Consider the following 14,517-nt stretch of genomic DNA (forward strand, 5'->3'; position numbering starts at 1 on the left):
GCAAAAAAGGGTGTGAGCCCGTAGGGCGACCAACGGCGGCCGGCGCAGCCGGGCGACCTCTAGGCGGTGCTCCGTCGCCGCTGCACGAGCGCAGCTCGCACCTCCCGGAACGGGCTCCCCGGGGAGCGTGAGGGGCCCGCCCCTCACGGGCTACCTACCTATATAGGTAGGTAGCCCTCGCCCGTTCAGCTCGCGGCGGCCGTCTCGGTAGCGGCGGCTCGGGCTGCCTCGACCTCGGCGGCGGTGTGGTGTCCCTGCACGTCGGCGTAGGCGACTTTGTAGGGGCGGGTTCCGTCGTTCCAGTCGAGCGCGACGGTCACGCTCTTGGGGTTCACGCGGGTAACGACGTGCCAGCCGAAGCGGTGCTTGATCATGTCGCCCTTGGCGATCGTGTCGCGGCTGTGGATCGTGACCTGTCCGGCCGCGGCCTGCGCCTCGCGGACGGCGCTCCAGTAGTCGCGCTGGTCTTCGAGCTGCGCGCGCTGGGTGAGCAGCCGCTCCCGGTAGGCGCCGGTCGCGGGGGCGGTCGTCTCGATGTAGCCGCCACCGAAGTTGTGCGAGCTGCCCTCGATCTTCCGCGTGCACCCGCGAATCTCGGTATCGAGCCGGTCGATGCGGCGGGCAACCATTCCCGGCGCGTAGCGGGATTCGGTGGTCCCGGCGGCGACATCGGCGCGGGCGCGGGCGCGGGTGGCCTCGCGGTCGGCCTCGACGCTGCGGCCCATCGCGTTGTGGGCCTTCTCGATCGCGTTGCGGTGCCGCGTCTCGGAGTGGTGGCCGATCTTGATCGGCTCGCCACCTTCCGGGAGCCGGTCGAACGCGCGGCGCGCGGCCGCGTCGGCGGTGTCGGCGTCCGCGGCGCGCCGGTCGGCCTTCGCGTCGAGCGCATCGACGCGGGCGGCCTGGCGCTCGGTCTTGTCCGCCTCGACCTCGGCAGTGGGCCGGAACGTCTCGTCAGCGTCGATCGTGACCTCGTGGCCGGCCTCGCGCAGCGCGGTCGCGGCACGGTTGATGGTCCACCACTTCGGGAGGCGGTCGCGGGACTGCGGGACGTACCAGGCGCCGATGGAGCGGCCCCAGCGCCAGCCGGACGCCTTCAGGATCTCGGCGGTGCCGTCGCCGCGGCTGGTGCCCTCGATGATCGTTCCGGCCTCGGGGGTGTGGGTGATGGTGAGCATGTCGGTTCTCCTTCTCGGTTCGGGGGGGGGTCAGTCGTTGTCGCGGTAGTCGGCGGGCGTCTCGCTGCGGTCGTGCAGCGCATAGGCGGCCGGGAACAGGTCGAGCGCCCGCGCGACATCGACCGGAACGACGACGTAGGCCCCGGAGGCCATGTAGCCGATGCGATCCGCGGGCAGCGGCGCGACGGGCTCGAAGTGCTGCAACGTCACCCCGGCCACCGCGCGGCCACCGCTGCGGGTGACCAGGCGCACGGCGGGCGTCTGCTCGGTCACCGGGTCGTTGCCGCCGGCGCCGACGATGACCACCTGACGCGCGGTCCGGCTGATGCCCTCCGCTCCGGGTCCGTGGTTCTCGCTCGTGATGACCTCGGTACGTGTGCCGCGCTGCTCGCTCATGGTGCGTCTCCCTCTGGCTGATCGTTTTTCTTTGCCTCTCCGGCGGGGAAAACCGTTTGAGTGGAGGCGGCGGAGTGACGCCGATCACGGGCGAAATAAGCCCGCAGGGCGCGTCCGGGATCGGTGGCACGCAGCCGGTGGAGCGAAATAGGTTGAGACCGCGGAGAGGTGAAGAAAACCCGAAGGATGGGCCGCTCTGCGGCCTCCCCACGGTGTCGCGCAGCGACGCTGCGCGAGGACCCTCGCGCCCCCGGAACGGGTGTCTAAGACGCGCTCAGCGGGGTACAGGGCATGACACAGCGTCCAGCGTGCGAAGTACCCCGGGCGTGATCGTCTGGGCCGACTAGCGGCCGAGGCCTCCGATTTCGGGGCCGCGGGCCGGCTTCCTGCTCGTGGGGAAGCTCTGAGCAGCTGTTGCGCGTGTCTGCACGAGGGCGGTATCGACTAGCGGGCGTCCAAACGCCGTGCGGGACTTGTCGACGTCGACAGTGCGCGGCTGTCCTTCGCCGGCGGTGTTGAACCGGCGGAATCGCATCACGGTCGGGCCGGTTTCTGCGAGCTGTTCAGCGGAGAACTCGGGGAACGAACGACCCTCGGGGCCGGCGTAGACGTTGCGGGCGTACTCGCTGGGAACCCATCGGCCGCCGAGCTCATCGGCGCCGGCTAGGGCGCGTTCGTAGGACTGCTGCCACCGACCGGCGATCCGCGCTTCCGACAGCTCGAACGGCACCTCGACGTCGATCACTTCGACGCTGTAGCCGGCGGCCGCGAACCGTTGCCCCAGCTCGACTGCCTTCTCGGGTGAGGAGAGCACGGTGTCGATGACGACGTTCTGGCCGTCTCGCATCGCCGCAGCGCGGAGCTGGGTGGCGAGGAGGGAGGATTCTTCGTGTACGAGGGAGGCCAGCTCGAGCGGGAAGAACTTCTCCCCCGCCGCCTCGGCGGAGCGCACCTCTGGCGGCAGAATGGCGCGGTCGTAGCTGCCGTCCTTGATTGCCTCGGTGAGCAGCGCTCGCTTGAACTCGTCGGCATCGACCGTGAGCCACGCGCTGCGGTCGGCGCCGAGCACGTCTGCGAGAACTGTCGACTTTCCCGCTCCTGGTGGGCCGGCGAGGATGATCGCCTTCTTCTCCGAGCGGACGTCGGGAAAGTGAGCGCGGTACTCGTTCACGAGGCGGGCGTGCATGAGTCGGCGGGCAGCGCGAGGCTGGACCGATCCATCCGACTCCTGGGTGAACCAGTCCCGGTTGTTGACCGTCGCGCGCTCACTCGCAGGGCTCAGTGGGCCTCCCGCCCGAGCCCACGCGCGCACCGTCTCACGGTGCGCGGCGATCGCTGACGAGTCCTCCGCCGTCACCGACCTTGCTCGCTGTAGCGGTCAAGGATCTCGTCGTACGCGTCCGCGTCGATCAGGTGCTCAGTGAGAGCGCGACCTACTTCCTCGAACTCCCCCGGGTCCAAGGTGGTCCAGTCGTAGCCATCGCTGGGCGAACCTGGACGATACGGCCAGCGGCCGAGCTCATCGATGACTTGCTCCCGTGTCAGCTCTCCCGCGTCGTAGCGCTGGGCGATTTCGTAGGGCGTCGCGCCAGAGAACCCGGGACGCACGTCGGGCACTGCGGCCGCAGACTTCAACGCACTGTTGACCGACGGCTGCGAGATGCCGATGTCGCGGGCGAGCTGCGACTGAGTGGTGCCTTCGGCCGCCGTCCGCAACGCGCGGAGGTACGACACGCGGGTTACGACCTGCAAGCTGCGTAGCCGGCGAACAGTGTCCCCATTGGGCCTCTCAGCGATCGACACGGCAACCACCTCCTATAGAACATTCTATCCCAGCGCGAGAGCAGCCGACAGAGGTCACCGTGCGTGCGCGGTTGCCAGTTCTCCCCAGTGCGTTGTCGCGCGCAGCGACAGCGCATCGCGTTTCATCGTCCACACCGGTCCTTTGCGGATGCCGGCGAGGCCAAGGCCGACCGCGGAGCGGCCGTGGCGCTTCGTCACGGCGTCGATCGTGGCGCCGAGGCCCTTGGTGTCGAAGTCGTTGTCGAACACGTCCAGCAGGGCGTGGGAGCCCTTCGCAGACAAGTTGGTGAGGATGACGCCGGCGCGCACGTAGCGCGCACCCTCGCGCAACCTGGGCACAAGGGTGCCGGTGGCGGCCTTGACGATGGTCACCGGGTCGTCGGTGGGGACGGGGAAGCCGGCCATGCCGCCGGCGGACTCGTAGGGCGCGTCGGCGTAAGGCGACGTCGACGCGAACACGCTCATCGTCTTGGTGACCGACCCCTGCGCTCGGAGGCGGTGCGCGGCACGCTGCGCGTAGACGGAGAGCACCTGTTCCATGTCCGCGATCGTCGTCACGGGTGAGGAAAACGAGCGCGAGAAGATCAGCTGGTCCCGGACCGTGCGTGCGGCCTCGAGCGGGATGCAGTCGATTCCGCGCAGCTCGTAGACGGAGCGCTGCAAGACGACGGAGAACTTCTTGCGGATGAGGATGGGATCGGCGTCGCGGAGGTCGCGGATCGTGTGGATGTTCAGCTCTGCGAGGCGCTTCGCGGTGCGGCCGGCGACGCCCCACAGCTCGGTGACGTGTTGCGAGGCCATGAGGCCGTCCATCTGCTCGGGGGTGTACCAGTCGGTATCGCACACTCCCCCGAGGCTCGGGTGCTTCTTCGCCCCGCCCTTGTTGACGAACTTCGCGAGAGTCTTGCTCGGCCCGAAGCCGACGCACACCGGCAGGCCGACGTTCTTCGCGACGGCCGCGCGCATTGCTCGGCCGATCTTCTCCCGCTCCGTCACATCGCCGTCGACTCCGACGAAGCTCTCATCGATCGAGTACACCTCCTGCCAGGCGGAGTATCGGCCCAGCAGCTCCATGACGCGCGCGGACAGCTCGCCGTACAGCTCGTAGTTGCTCGAGCGGGCGATGACCTCCGGGAGTCGGCCGGCTCTGATCAGAGGTTCGATCTTGAACCAGGGGGTGCCGTTCTCGATGCCGAGCTGCTTCACCTCGTCAGAGCGGGCGACCACGCAGCCGTCGTTGTTCGACAGGACGACGACGGGCCGCCCGCTCAGCTTGGGATCGAACAGGCGCTCGCACGACACGTAGAAGGAATTGACGTCGATGAGGCCGATGCGGCGCTCAGAGCGCACGGTGGAGCCGGTGCAGGCAGACGGTGACGACGCCCCACACCTGGAGGTCGCTCAGCTCGGGGACGACGATCGGGGGATAGTCGGGGTTCTCGGCACGCAGCACCACTCCCCCGCGGTGCAGTTCGAGCCGCTTGACGGTCAGCTCGCCGTCGAGAATCGCGATGACGACGCTACCGTGGGTCGGTGTGATCGAGCGGTCGACCACGAGCTCGTCGCCGTCGCTGATGCCGGCGCCGGTCATGCTCTCGCCGGACACGCGGACGATGAACGTCGAGGTCTTGTCGCGGATCAGGTGGTCGTTGAGGTCAAGAGAGCCGTCGAAGTAGTCCTGCGCCGGCGACGGGAAGCCTGCGGCCACCGCGTCGCCGGTGACGAGGAAGGCGATGGAGACGGCCTCCTCGGCCGGTGTGGCTATGCGGTCCACGACGGTGACGCTCATGCCACCCTCCCTCGCTTAGTCGAACGTGTGTTCGAATGCGTTCGAGTGTATGTCGACTCCACCGACATGCGATCACGGCCCAGGCGGTGGGGCGGCTCAACAGGTGTCGGTCGGGCGTGTCCTACCCAGATCTCTATATAGGTATCTGGGTAGCTTGCTATCTGTGTAGCTTGCTATCTGTGTAGGTATCAAGATAGGTTGCGACCATGCAGACGATGATGATCTACAGCGAGAGCGGTGGTGCGACCAAGAGCACCACCGCCGTCTCCCTGGCGACAGTGGCGGCGGAGGACGGCAAGCGCGTCATCCTGATCGACCTCGACCCGCGCGGGGCGACGACCAAGTGGCTCGACGCGCAGCCCGTCGACGTCGGCCTCGACGTCGGCGCGATCCTCGGCAACCAGGACCCGCGGGGGTGGGCGGACGAGCTGGCCGTGCCGTCACCGTTCCACGAGAACCTTCGAGTCATCCCGTCCGACCGCAGCGTGAGTGCCCGCGAGACGGACGACCCGGGGGAGGTCGGGCATCGTCTGGCCGACTCGCTCGAGGGAGTGCCGGCCGACCTGGTGATCATCGACTGCCCGAACCGCCAGGGCGGCTCACTGATCTTCAACGCTCTGACGGCGGCCGAATCGGTGATCTACGCGGCCACGCCGACCGCGGACGGCGTAGACGGGTTCCTGGGGGCACAGGAGAGCGTGATGCGCTACAACGCCACCAGCGGCCGCCAGGCGGTCGCTGAGGCCGGCATCATCGTCGGCGGCTACAAGGAGACGGTAACGCCGCGCGAGGCGACCCACAGCATCGAGCAGATGCGGGGGACGGGCCTTCTGCTGACGCCGCTCATTCCACATCGGACGATCGTGGGGGAGGTCCGGTACTCGCACGACTGGTACGGCCGCTTCCGCAAGGGAGCCCCCGTCGCCCAGGCATACCGAGAACTTGCACGAAAGGTGATCCGATGACCAACGAGGACCGCCCCCAGAGCCTTCCCGCTCGACGGGCACAGCCGGCGCCGGACCGGCGCGACCCGATCGACTCGAAGCCGCGCCCGGCGCCGGCTCCTGCTGCGGCCGCACCGGCGACGTCGGCCCCGGCGCGAACGGGTGCCACGGCTCCTCGTTCTCGGCCGCGGAAGGCTCCTACGGAGGTTCTGCACGCCGATATCGAGGCGGAGCTGTCGTACTACGTCGAGGACCTGCGCGTCGCAACAGGACGAACCAAGCGCGACATTGTGGAGTCGGCGCTGCGCGAGTACCGCGATCGCAACCCGCTGGCCTAGCCAGCCGCGTGGTACTAGATAGCCAGATACCTATATAGGTATCTGGCTATCTAGCTTTTGACGGGGCGTCAGAGCGTGGCTGCGCACCAGGTTGTGACGGCCTTCTCGAAGACAGCCGGGTCAGCGTTCCATTCGAGGGCGTGAGCGGAGGGCCGGGCGGGCACGAGAGGAGCCTGCTCGTGCGTCTGGCTGAACGCACGGGAGTCGCTGAACGGGGTGGTGCGGTCACCTTCGGAGTGGATCAGGAGTGCAGGCACGGGGACTTGCACTGACGCTCGGGTCCAGTCGAGAGCGTGGAAGTCCAACGGAACCGGCGACCCGAGGAGGCGGCTGAGGATCGGCGTCGCGAGGGCGGCTATGGCCGCGGAGGCGATGACGCGGGGGACGCCGGCATTGGCGGCGCTGTAGAGCACGCTGCTGCGCCAGCTGAGGACGGGGGAGACGAGGATCAGCCCGGCGATCTGCGAGCGGTGCGCCGAGCTCGTAGCGAGGCGCAGAGCGATCGACGCTCCGCTCGACCAGCCCACGAGCAGGACGCGGCGGGCTCCGCGCTCGAGCGCGAGAGCGATCGCGGCGTCGACGTCGGGCCACTCCGTCTGCCCCAGGGTGAAGGCATCCAGCGGCGCAGGCGGGCCTTCTCCGTCGCCTCGGAACGAGGGGACCAGTGAGGTGTACCCGGTCCTTCTGAGGGCGTGAACGGAGCGGAAAGCGCCGTCTCGTCCGGACAGGCTGCCGTGAACGTGGATCGCCCAGGTGCTCGCGGCGTCTCCGTCGCCGGGGAACAACCACGCGGGCGCGTCGCCCAGCTCAGTTGCGACCGGAACCTCCCGGGCCTCGGGGTCAAGTTCTTTCGCCGTGGCGAACACGTTGCCGATTGGTCGGCTGACGGAGCCGGCGGCGGGGGAGGGGCTGCCGGGAGGGACGGTCAGCGTTCGCTCGATGCCGTCCGCTCCGGTGCGCAGAATCGGGCCGAGAACAGCGTGCCGAGATTCGTCGTCGTAGAGCAGCCCGAGGGTACCGTCCTGCTTGGTGATCGGCGTGGGCGCGAGCACGATGCGATCGGGCGCCGGAACGGCGGCGATTGGTGTCGGCTTGCTGCGCTGGGGTCGGATGACGCGGCCGGCCACGGTCGCGACGATCCCGGCGCCGGCGGCACCGACGACGGCGGCGGGGATCGCGATCCAGAGGGCTCCCACGAGGGCTACGCGGCCTTCCCGATGCCGTTGCCGCCGATGACCCGAGGGGTGAATGCCCGGTCGGGTGAGATGAGCGCCCGCAGGCGCTCGAGCGCAGCACACGCGGCGGGAGTGAGGTCGATGTCCCCTCGAACCTGAGCGTTCTTGGTGCTCACGAGCACCTGCTGAGCGTGAGCGATGAGTCGGCGCTCTCCGAGATAGGTGGTGATGGTCGGCCGCTCAATGAGGTTGTGGCGGACGGCGTAGCGCGACGCGCGAGCGACGACGAGGCGGTGGCGGATGGGGAGAACGATCGCGGTCCATCCGATGCCCAGCATGATGATGAGCAGCCCGAGGAAGAAGGGGATTTCTGCAGCGTTCCATGCGGAGTAGCGGAAGGCGTCTCCGCCGTATCCGAAGTGCGAGGCGGTAAGGAAGCCGATTTCGATCAGGCATCCCACGGCTGTCACGGCGAAGCCGGTGGTGAACACGACCTGCACTCCGCGCCAGTTGCGGCGCGCGTTGATGATCGAGGAGACGGACAACCACACGAGAGTCGCCATGTAGGCCGATCCGTAGAGCCACACGGCCGTCTGGTCGAGGCGATCGATGATGAAGTCCTTGCTCGTGTCTCCGCGGTCGCGGATGAGCAGGAACGGGACGATGTAAGAGCCGAACATGAGGGCGAGGCCCCACCGGCTGCCGATGCGGCCTTCGCCGCCGGCGCGACGTCCGAGAGCTTCACGGAAGAACCAGAATGCGGACGTGGCCGCGAGGTCGCGGACGAGGGTGATCACGTTGGATCCACCCAACAGGGTGTCGTAGGTGTCGAACGGGACTGGCCAGCCGTAGGTGGAGAGGGCGACGATGCCGCTGACGGTGGCCCAGAACGCGGGGCGACCGGCGGGTGACGCGATGGCACGGGGCGCGCGCACCATCACCAGGGCGATGAGGAGCGCGAGGCATACCTGCTGGATCATCCGAAATACGTTTCTTCGCTCGTCCTATTGAGTGTTTGGATGCGGCGGACCATGGCGAAGGCTACTTCTTCGATTGCAATCTCCGCCTTGGCTTCCACACTGTCCGGATCGTCGGTAGGCGCGCAGAGGTGCGTGGCGCCGGCCCTGCGGTCGGGGTGCACCAGGCGCGGGATCTGCTCGCTGAACCAGGCGTCGGGAGCGTAGACGAAGAGGATGTGAGCGAGCTCGTGGCAGGCGTTCTGGCTTTGGTAGTGCAGCTCGTCGCTCTCTCGGCAGACGACGGTGCCGAACTCGGCCGTGTCGATCCACAAGCCGGTGACCGTTTTGAGGGCAGTGCTGGCGGAGGCGATCAAGTAGATGGGCTTGCCGTAGACCTTCTCGACAGCCGCTTGCAGGTCATCCCACGTCGCGGCCGCGGGAAGGGCGAGCTGCGCTACGAACTCGTCGGCGGCTTGGACGATGGAGCCGCTGCGACCCTGGCCGTTGCGGCGGAGCATCCGCCACCGGCCGCGGCCTCGTTCCGTGGAGTCTGACGCCATAGGTGGACTCCGTTCGCCTGGCCGGGACAAGCTCATCCACTTTAGACGGCATTGCGCGCAGGGCGAAGCTGCGAGCCCGGCGGGGCGGAGCGTGCGCTAGCGGCGCAGCTCGGTGACGATTTCGGAGACGACGGCAGCGATGCCGCGCAGCTCGGCGGGCTCAATCGTGCCGAGGGAGCGCGCAGCGACGCGCTCGATGCCGAGGGTGCGCATGGCACCGTCGAATCCCAGCCGCGCCTCCACGGCTTCGACCAGCTCGGGATCGTCGCGAAGTAGGTAGTCAGGGTCGATGTCGAGTGCTTCGGCCACGGCGAAGAGTACGTCGACTCTCGGCGCGGAGGGGAGTTGCCCGGTCATGAGCAGGCCCCATTCTTGGCGGTCGATCGAGGCCCCGCTGAGGAGAAGGATCTCGGAGATTTTGGTGCGGGAAGAGGTCGCATCGAGGCCACGTGAGTTGAAAACGAGCGAGAGACGGCGCGCCAGTTCGGCGGGCCGGAGTGCGCTGGATTCTTCACCCGTGGTGTTTCCGTCTACGACGTAGCCAACCAACTCCTTGAAGGCTACGCGCCCGCGAAGTTGCTTCACGAGTGCATCCAGGTCGGCGTTGGTGGCGTGCACGAGGGCAAGAAGTACCGGTACCGGCATATCTCGCTCGCCCTTGATGTAGCGAAGGACAGTCCGATAGGGGAGGCCGGCTCTTTCGGCCGCGGCCTTCACGTTGAAACCGGCTTCGTAGATGGCGCTCTTGACGGCCTCGCCTATTGCGGCATTGACGTTCGTTGAGTCCACCTCCACACCACGATTCTAGGTCGGCGGGTGTCGCCTGCCGTCAGTGTAGACAGGCAGTGTCCCATTTGGGCAACTTTCGAGTGTCCAAACGGGCAGTTCTGGTCTAGATTGGTGCTCACGGCGATAAAGGGGACCACCGGCATGAAGCACACACGGCAGCGCAACAGCGTTCAGCTCGGCGCGGTCGCCGTCGCAGTCGGGCTCGCCTTGGCGGGTTGCTCGAGCAGCGAACCGGCGGTGCAAACGTCCTCAGGCTCGACTCCTTCTGTATCGGCCACGCCCTCCGTTGAGGCATCCGCTGAGGAGACGCCCGATGCCGAGTCGGTGCCGCACGACCACGACGCCGAAGCTGACCCGGATGCCGAAACCGACTCGACGGCTCTCGCGACCCGCGCAGTGACACTGTTCTGTCGTCCGTCCCTCGACTACGACACGTGGATCGCTGAGCTGTACCCGGTGCTGTCGCAGGCTGCGGCGGTTGCTTACGAAACCGTCGACCCGGCGAACGTGCCCTGCACGGGCGTCACCGGTACCGCGCAGATTCGGGACACCGACGGTGCCTACACCGCGCGCGTCCTGGTCCCCACGGATGCCGGCGACTACTCGGTGTACGTGCACCGCCCCCTCGACACCTCTCCGTGGGCTGTCGAGCAGATCACCCCCTTGGCATCGGAGTAACCCGGTGGCGAAGGGGGGAGTGGGGGTGCTGGCAGCGATCATGGTGCCCGTCGTCGCGATCGCGATGCTCCTGTGGGTGCTGTTCTTCGGCGGCTCGGCCGCTGCGGCATGTCTGCCGGGCGGGGGACCGGTCAACGTGGCCGCGATCCCGGCAGATGCTCGAGTCGGTGGCTACAGCCACGATCAGCTCGTCAACGCGGGCCTGATCGTCAACGCCGGGGCCGCGAAGGGCCTCGGCGCGGACGGGCAGACGCTCGGCGTGCAGACGGCGATCGGTGAGTCCTCGCTGGTGAACATCAACTACGGGGACGGGGCGATCAACCCGGACGGCTCGGTCGCTGACTCGATCGGCCTGTTCCAGCAGCAGTCGAGCTGGGGCACCGTCGAGCAGCGCATGGACCCCACGACCTCCGCGGGCTTCTTCTACGACCGCCTCGTGGCAGTCGAGGGCTGGCAGACGATGGAGCCCTCCATCGCGATCAACAAAGTCCAGCGCAACGCCGACCCGAACCACTACACGAAGTACCGCGCCGACGCCGTGGCGATCATGGCCTACCTCGCCGGCCTCGGCAGCACCCCGGCCGCGACGACCGGGGCCGCAGTGCCCGTGTCGACGTCGACGGCCACGCCGCCCCCCGTGGCCGCCGGATGCGCGGCTATCTCCGGCGATGCGCAAGCTCTCGCGCAGGGCCTCGTGAAGGCGATGGATGAGGGGCGTCTGCGCTTCCTCGAGGACCGCTACGCGCAGCAGGTCCGCGACGTCGCCGCGGGCACCGCGTCGGCAGACTGCGGCCTCGACGTCCGCATCCTCCAGATCATCACCATTGCGCTGAACACGTTCGACACGGTGGGCGTCTCCGACCTCAACCGCAAGTGCACGAACGAGACCGGGCTAGGGGCGGGCACCGCCTCCTCCCACTACATCGACGGCGGCGGTCACGCGGTGGACTTCACCGCATTCAACGGCACCGCCACTACGGGCTGCGACGCGAACGCCTTGCAGCTGCTCAGCGTCCTCGACCCCCAGGTGCCGAACGGCTCGCGGGCCGGCCAGATCCAGTGCCGCTCGACCCACTACACGAACATCGGCGGGTTCTACGACACCCCGAACCACCTGCACTTCGACATGGGCTTCACCGACGCCCCTCTCACCCTCGCCGGATAACCGGACCTTCTCGGCGCCCCAACCGGCGGCACCGATAACCCCGCACCACCAACCAAGAAAACGGAGCACACCATGTCTGTTCTCGCTCTCTCCTCCGAGCTGATCACCGCCGCCGGCGCCCTCGCCGGTGTCGTGCCCGACCCGGGCCCCGGCGGCATGCCCCCCGGGTTCGAGGCCTTCACCACCGTCATGGGCTGGGCCAAGTGGGTCGGCCTCGGCGTCGCCGTCGTCGGCCTGATCATCCTCGGCGTCACCATGACCGTCTCCGCCCGCCGCGGCGAAGGCGGAGAAATCGGCGGCTGGCTCGGCCGCCTGCTCGTCGGCGTGATCATCGTGTCCGCCGCGTTCACGATCGTTGGCTTCCTGATGGGCGCGTAGCGTCCCGGGGAAACCAACCGATCAACGAAAGGCACGACGTCATGAGCGACACGGGATCCCGCAGCCCCTTCACCAGTCGAGGATTCATCTTCGGAGCGATCATCTTCGGAGTCCTCGTACTGGCGGCGATTCTGCTCGCTGTCACGTCCCTCGGCGGTGGTGGCGGGCAGCAGAGCGCGCCCGCCACCACCGCGACGCCGACGAGCGCGGCGACGCCCGAGGCCGACGCGGACGCCGCAAGCGTCTGCGGACTTCCCGGGTACGAAGAGAGCGGCACCCTCACCGCCGCCCCCGTGACCGAATGGACCATCGTCGGCACGATGGCCGCTCCCGGAGGCGCCGACGTCGGCCCGGGTGTGACCGACAGCGACGGGCTCCGCCGCTGCTACGCGCACACGGTGGAGGGTGCCCTGTTCGCCACGGCGAACATCTGGGCGATGGGTACCAACGGAAGCCTTGGCGACTCCATCACCGACAAGCTCTCGGTCCCCGGGCCTGGCCGCGATGCGGCAATGGCTCGCCAGAGCTCCAACACAAGCAACGGACTGAGCGCTCAGATCATCGGTTTCAAGACGCTGGCCTACACCGGCGACGCCGCGACGATCGATATCGCGTTCCGCCTGAACACGGGAGTACAGATGAGTATCGCAACGGAGCTGCGCTGGTCGGAGGGCGACTGGAAAGTCCAGCTCACCGACGACGGCCAGAGCTCCTACCGCCCGGTCACCCTGCAGAGCCTGGGTGGCTACGTGCCATGGGCGGGTGTTGAGTGAACCCCGCCGCCGCTACGGACGCCCCCTGCGACTTCTGGGACCTCGGATGCCAGGCCGGTCAGGGCCTCGGTGAAATCGTCTCTCAGGCATCGAACGATGCCTTGCAGCAATTCGTGAACAACATCCTCGAGGGCTACGGCAAAGCGATTGTCTCGCTAGGCACCCTCTGGGTGAACGTCCCCTCCCCGGTGACCGTGGTCGACAGGGGAGGCGGCGTCAACGGCGGCGGAACCCCGCCGCTGCCTGAGGCATTCGAGACGATCCTCGGTTACGTGACGTGGGTCGCCGCGGGCCTCGCCGTCATGTCGCTCATCATCGCTGGCGTGATGATGAGCAGCCGTCGTCGCCACGGCGACGGCGAGGCGCACATGGGCCGCATCGGCGTCATCATCCTCGCCGTGTTCCTGCTCTCCTCGGCATCCGCGCTCGTAGCTGGGTTCCTCCCGCTGGCGATGCACCTCAATGAATCCTCGAGCGTGGTCGGCTGGGTGCAGGGGCAGCTCGAGTGGTACGCCGGCGGCCTTGCAATCCTCTCGATCCTCGTCGCCGCGGGCCGCATGGTCTGGACGCAGCGCGCGGGCGAGCTGCGCACCCTCGCCCGCTCCGTGCTGACGCTGATCGCTGTCGCCGGGGCCGGCCTCGTCGTAATCCGTCTCGCCACGCAGGCGGGTGACGCCTTCTCCATCTGGATCCTCAACAACTCCACCAACTGCGACGTCACCAACGGTGAGAGCAACTGCTTCGGCACCAACATTTTCGCGATGATCAGCCTCACCGCGACCGCGCCCATCGGCCTGATCGGTCTGTTCTTCCTCGGCATGCTCGCCGTCCTGATGACCTATATCCAGATCGCTCTGATGATCTTCCGCGGCGCGATGCTCGTCGTCCTCGCCGGCATCTTCCCCATCGCCGCGGCCGCGACGAACACCGAAATCGGTCAGCAGTGGTTCAAGAAGGCGATGGCCTGGACTCTCGCCTTCATCCTCTACAAGCCCGCCGCCGCGATCGTCTACGCGATCGCGTTCCGGATGACCGGCACCGACCTGTTCAAGTCGGACGGCACTGGCCTCTTCCAGATTGTCACGGGCCTCGCACTGATGCTGATCGCGCTCATTGCCCTACCTGCGCTGATGCGCTTCCTCGTTCCTGCTATCGCCTCGGTTGGTGGCGGCGGCGGCGCAGGACTCCTGCTCGGCGCAGCAGCGGTGAGCGGGGCCGGAGACATTGCCACCGGTGCGATCCGGGCTAGCAACGGGGGCGGAAAGTCCGGAGGCGGAGGCGGCGGCTCGTCGACGAACGGACCGACCGGAAGTAACTCCTCTCCGGGATCGCCAGCGTCGTCATCCGGGATGGGTGCCGCGGGTGCGGCGCCTACCGGCGGTGCGGGAGCTGCAACAAGCGGAGCGGGTGCCGGAGCGGGTGCCGGAGCGGCAGCCGGAGGCGGAGCGGCCGCGGGAGGCGTGGCCGCCGCTGGGCCGATCGGCGCCGGCGTCGCCGTCGCGATGAAGGCCGCCGAAGGCGCGAAGCACGCGGCGGGAGCCGTGAAGTCGGCCACCGACGACGCCACCGGCAGCAACCAGAACGGGAGCTAG

The 14,517-nt window shown here is 68.1% G+C and carries 17 protein-coding genes; 7 read left to right on the top strand and 10 right to left on the bottom strand.

Annotated elements, in window-relative coordinates; genetic code table 11:
- Nucleotides 1-185 precede the first annotated feature (185 nt).
- From C5D08_RS13330 to C5D08_RS13355, 6 genes are all read right to left on the bottom strand, one after another.
- Complete coding sequence (locus C5D08_RS13330; RefSeq protein WP_104277453.1) at nt 186-1,178, bottom strand: DUF3560 domain-containing protein; 993 nt, start codon at nt 1,176-1,178, stop codon at nt 186-188.
- A 30-nt stretch (nt 1,179-1,208) separates the two neighbouring features.
- Nucleotides 1,209-1,574: a hypothetical protein gene (locus C5D08_RS13335; protein WP_104277454.1), complete on the bottom strand. Its 366-nt coding sequence runs from the start codon at nt 1,572-1,574 to the stop codon at nt 1,209-1,211.
- 343 nt (nt 1,575-1,917) lie between these two features.
- Nucleotides 1,918-2,745, bottom strand: a complete 828-nt coding sequence (locus tag C5D08_RS13340; protein WP_258067409.1) for a zeta toxin family protein — start codon at nt 2,743-2,745, stop codon at nt 1,918-1,920.
- 182 nt (nt 2,746-2,927) lie between these two features.
- Nucleotides 2,928-3,377: a hypothetical protein gene (locus C5D08_RS13345; RefSeq protein WP_104277455.1), complete on the bottom strand. Its 450-nt coding sequence runs from the start codon at nt 3,375-3,377 to the stop codon at nt 2,928-2,930.
- A 54-nt stretch (nt 3,378-3,431) separates the two neighbouring features.
- Nucleotides 3,432-4,727 (bottom strand): Y-family DNA polymerase, encoded by a 1,296-nt coding sequence (locus C5D08_RS13350; RefSeq protein ID WP_104277456.1) that lies wholly within the window; start codon nt 4,725-4,727, stop codon nt 3,432-3,434.
- Nucleotides 4,717-5,166: a LexA family transcriptional regulator gene (locus C5D08_RS13355; protein ID WP_104277457.1), complete on the bottom strand. Its 450-nt coding sequence runs from the start codon at nt 5,164-5,166 to the stop codon at nt 4,717-4,719. Before C5D08_RS13355 ends, C5D08_RS13350 begins: the two co-directional genes overlap by 11 nt.
- A 206-nt stretch (nt 5,167-5,372) precedes the next feature.
- Between C5D08_RS13355 and C5D08_RS13360 the strand changes: the two genes are divergently transcribed.
- Nucleotides 5,373-6,131: a ParA family protein gene (locus C5D08_RS13360; RefSeq protein ID WP_104277458.1), complete on the top strand. Its 759-nt coding sequence runs from the start codon at nt 5,373-5,375 to the stop codon at nt 6,129-6,131.
- Complete coding sequence (locus tag C5D08_RS16710; protein WP_146082607.1) at nt 6,128-6,448, top strand: hypothetical protein; 321 nt, start codon at nt 6,128-6,130, stop codon at nt 6,446-6,448. The genes C5D08_RS13360 and C5D08_RS16710 overlap by 4 nt, the downstream gene beginning before the upstream one ends.
- 68 nt (nt 6,449-6,516) lie before the next feature.
- Here the strand turns inward: C5D08_RS16710 and C5D08_RS13365 are convergent, their stop codons facing one another.
- From C5D08_RS13365 to C5D08_RS13380, 4 genes are all read right to left on the bottom strand, one after another.
- Nucleotides 6,517-7,644: a S9 family peptidase gene (locus C5D08_RS13365; protein WP_181110254.1), complete on the bottom strand. Its 1,128-nt coding sequence runs from the start codon at nt 7,642-7,644 to the stop codon at nt 6,517-6,519.
- Between the two features lie 5 nt (nt 7,645-7,649).
- The gene (locus C5D08_RS13370) at nt 7,650-8,603 is read right to left on the bottom strand and encodes a hypothetical protein (protein ID WP_104277460.1); all 954 of its coding nucleotides are present in this window, start codon (nt 8,601-8,603) and stop codon (nt 7,650-7,652) included.
- Complete coding sequence (locus C5D08_RS13375; RefSeq protein ID WP_104277461.1) at nt 8,600-9,100, bottom strand: hypothetical protein; 501 nt, start codon at nt 9,098-9,100, stop codon at nt 8,600-8,602. Before C5D08_RS13375 ends, C5D08_RS13370 begins: the two co-directional genes overlap by 4 nt.
- Nucleotides 9,101-9,238: 138 nt before the next feature.
- Nucleotides 9,239-9,937 (bottom strand): helix-turn-helix transcriptional regulator, encoded by a 699-nt coding sequence (locus C5D08_RS13380; RefSeq protein ID WP_104277462.1) that lies wholly within the window; start codon nt 9,935-9,937, stop codon nt 9,239-9,241.
- A gap of 135 nt (nt 9,938-10,072) precedes the next feature.
- On the opposite strand from C5D08_RS13380, the gene C5D08_RS13385 reads away from it, so the two are divergent.
- The 5 genes from C5D08_RS13385 to C5D08_RS13405 all read left to right on the top strand — a co-directional run bounded on the left by C5D08_RS13385 (nt 10,073) and on the right by C5D08_RS13405 (nt 14,517).
- The gene (locus tag C5D08_RS13385; RefSeq protein ID WP_146086139.1) at nt 10,073-10,609 is read left to right on the top strand and encodes a hypothetical protein; all 537 of its coding nucleotides are present in this window, start codon (nt 10,073-10,075) and stop codon (nt 10,607-10,609) included.
- Nucleotides 10,610-10,613: 4 nt separating this feature from the next.
- Nucleotides 10,614-11,774, top strand: coding sequence for a hypothetical protein (locus tag C5D08_RS13390; RefSeq protein WP_104277464.1), 1,161 nt, complete (start codon nt 10,614-10,616; stop codon nt 11,772-11,774).
- Between the two features lie 72 nt (nt 11,775-11,846).
- Nucleotides 11,847-12,152 (top strand): hypothetical protein, encoded by a 306-nt coding sequence (locus tag C5D08_RS13395; RefSeq protein ID WP_104277465.1) that lies wholly within the window; start codon nt 11,847-11,849, stop codon nt 12,150-12,152.
- Nucleotides 12,153-12,193: 41 nt separating this feature from the next.
- Nucleotides 12,194-12,925, top strand: a complete 732-nt coding sequence (locus tag C5D08_RS13400; protein ID WP_104277466.1) for a hypothetical protein — start codon at nt 12,194-12,196, stop codon at nt 12,923-12,925.
- Nucleotides 12,922-14,517 (top strand): hypothetical protein, encoded by a 1,596-nt coding sequence (locus C5D08_RS13405; RefSeq protein ID WP_146086140.1) that lies wholly within the window; start codon nt 12,922-12,924, stop codon nt 14,515-14,517. The genes C5D08_RS13400 and C5D08_RS13405 overlap by 4 nt, the downstream gene beginning before the upstream one ends.

It is taken from the genome of Rathayibacter sp. AY1B6, from assembly GCF_002932755.1.
Taxonomy (GTDB): domain Bacteria; phylum Actinomycetota; class Actinomycetes; order Actinomycetales; family Microbacteriaceae; genus Rathayibacter.

Excerpts from the sequence above, each read along its gene's own strand:
- C5D08_RS13330 (WP_104277453.1), bottom strand. The coding sequence starts at position 1,178 with ATGCTCACCATCACCCACACCCCCGAGGCCGGAACGATCATCGAGGGC.
- C5D08_RS13335 (WP_104277454.1), bottom strand. The coding sequence starts at position 1,574 with ATGAGCGAGCAGCGCGGCACACGTACCGAGGTCATCACGAGCGAGAAC.
- C5D08_RS13355 (WP_104277457.1), bottom strand. The coding sequence starts at position 5,166 with ATGAGCGTCACCGTCGTGGACCGCATAGCCACACCGGCCGAGGAGGCC.
- C5D08_RS13360 (WP_104277458.1), top strand. The coding sequence starts at position 5,373 with ATGCAGACGATGATGATCTACAGCGAGAGCGGTGGTGCGACCAAGAGC.
- C5D08_RS16710 (WP_146082607.1), top strand. The coding sequence starts at position 6,128 with ATGACCAACGAGGACCGCCCCCAGAGCCTTCCCGCTCGACGGGCACAG.
- C5D08_RS13370 (WP_104277460.1), bottom strand. The coding sequence starts at position 8,603 with ATGATCCAGCAGGTATGCCTCGCGCTCCTCATCGCCCTGGTGATGGTG.
- C5D08_RS13375 (WP_104277461.1), bottom strand. The coding sequence starts at position 9,100 with ATGCTCCGCCGCAACGGCCAGGGTCGCAGCGGCTCCATCGTCCAAGCC.
- C5D08_RS13385 (WP_146086139.1), top strand. The coding sequence starts at position 10,073 with ATGAAGCACACACGGCAGCGCAACAGCGTTCAGCTCGGCGCGGTCGCC.
- C5D08_RS13395 (WP_104277465.1), top strand. The coding sequence starts at position 11,847 with ATGTCTGTTCTCGCTCTCTCCTCCGAGCTGATCACCGCCGCCGGCGCC.
- C5D08_RS13400 (WP_104277466.1), top strand. The coding sequence starts at position 12,194 with ATGAGCGACACGGGATCCCGCAGCCCCTTCACCAGTCGAGGATTCATC.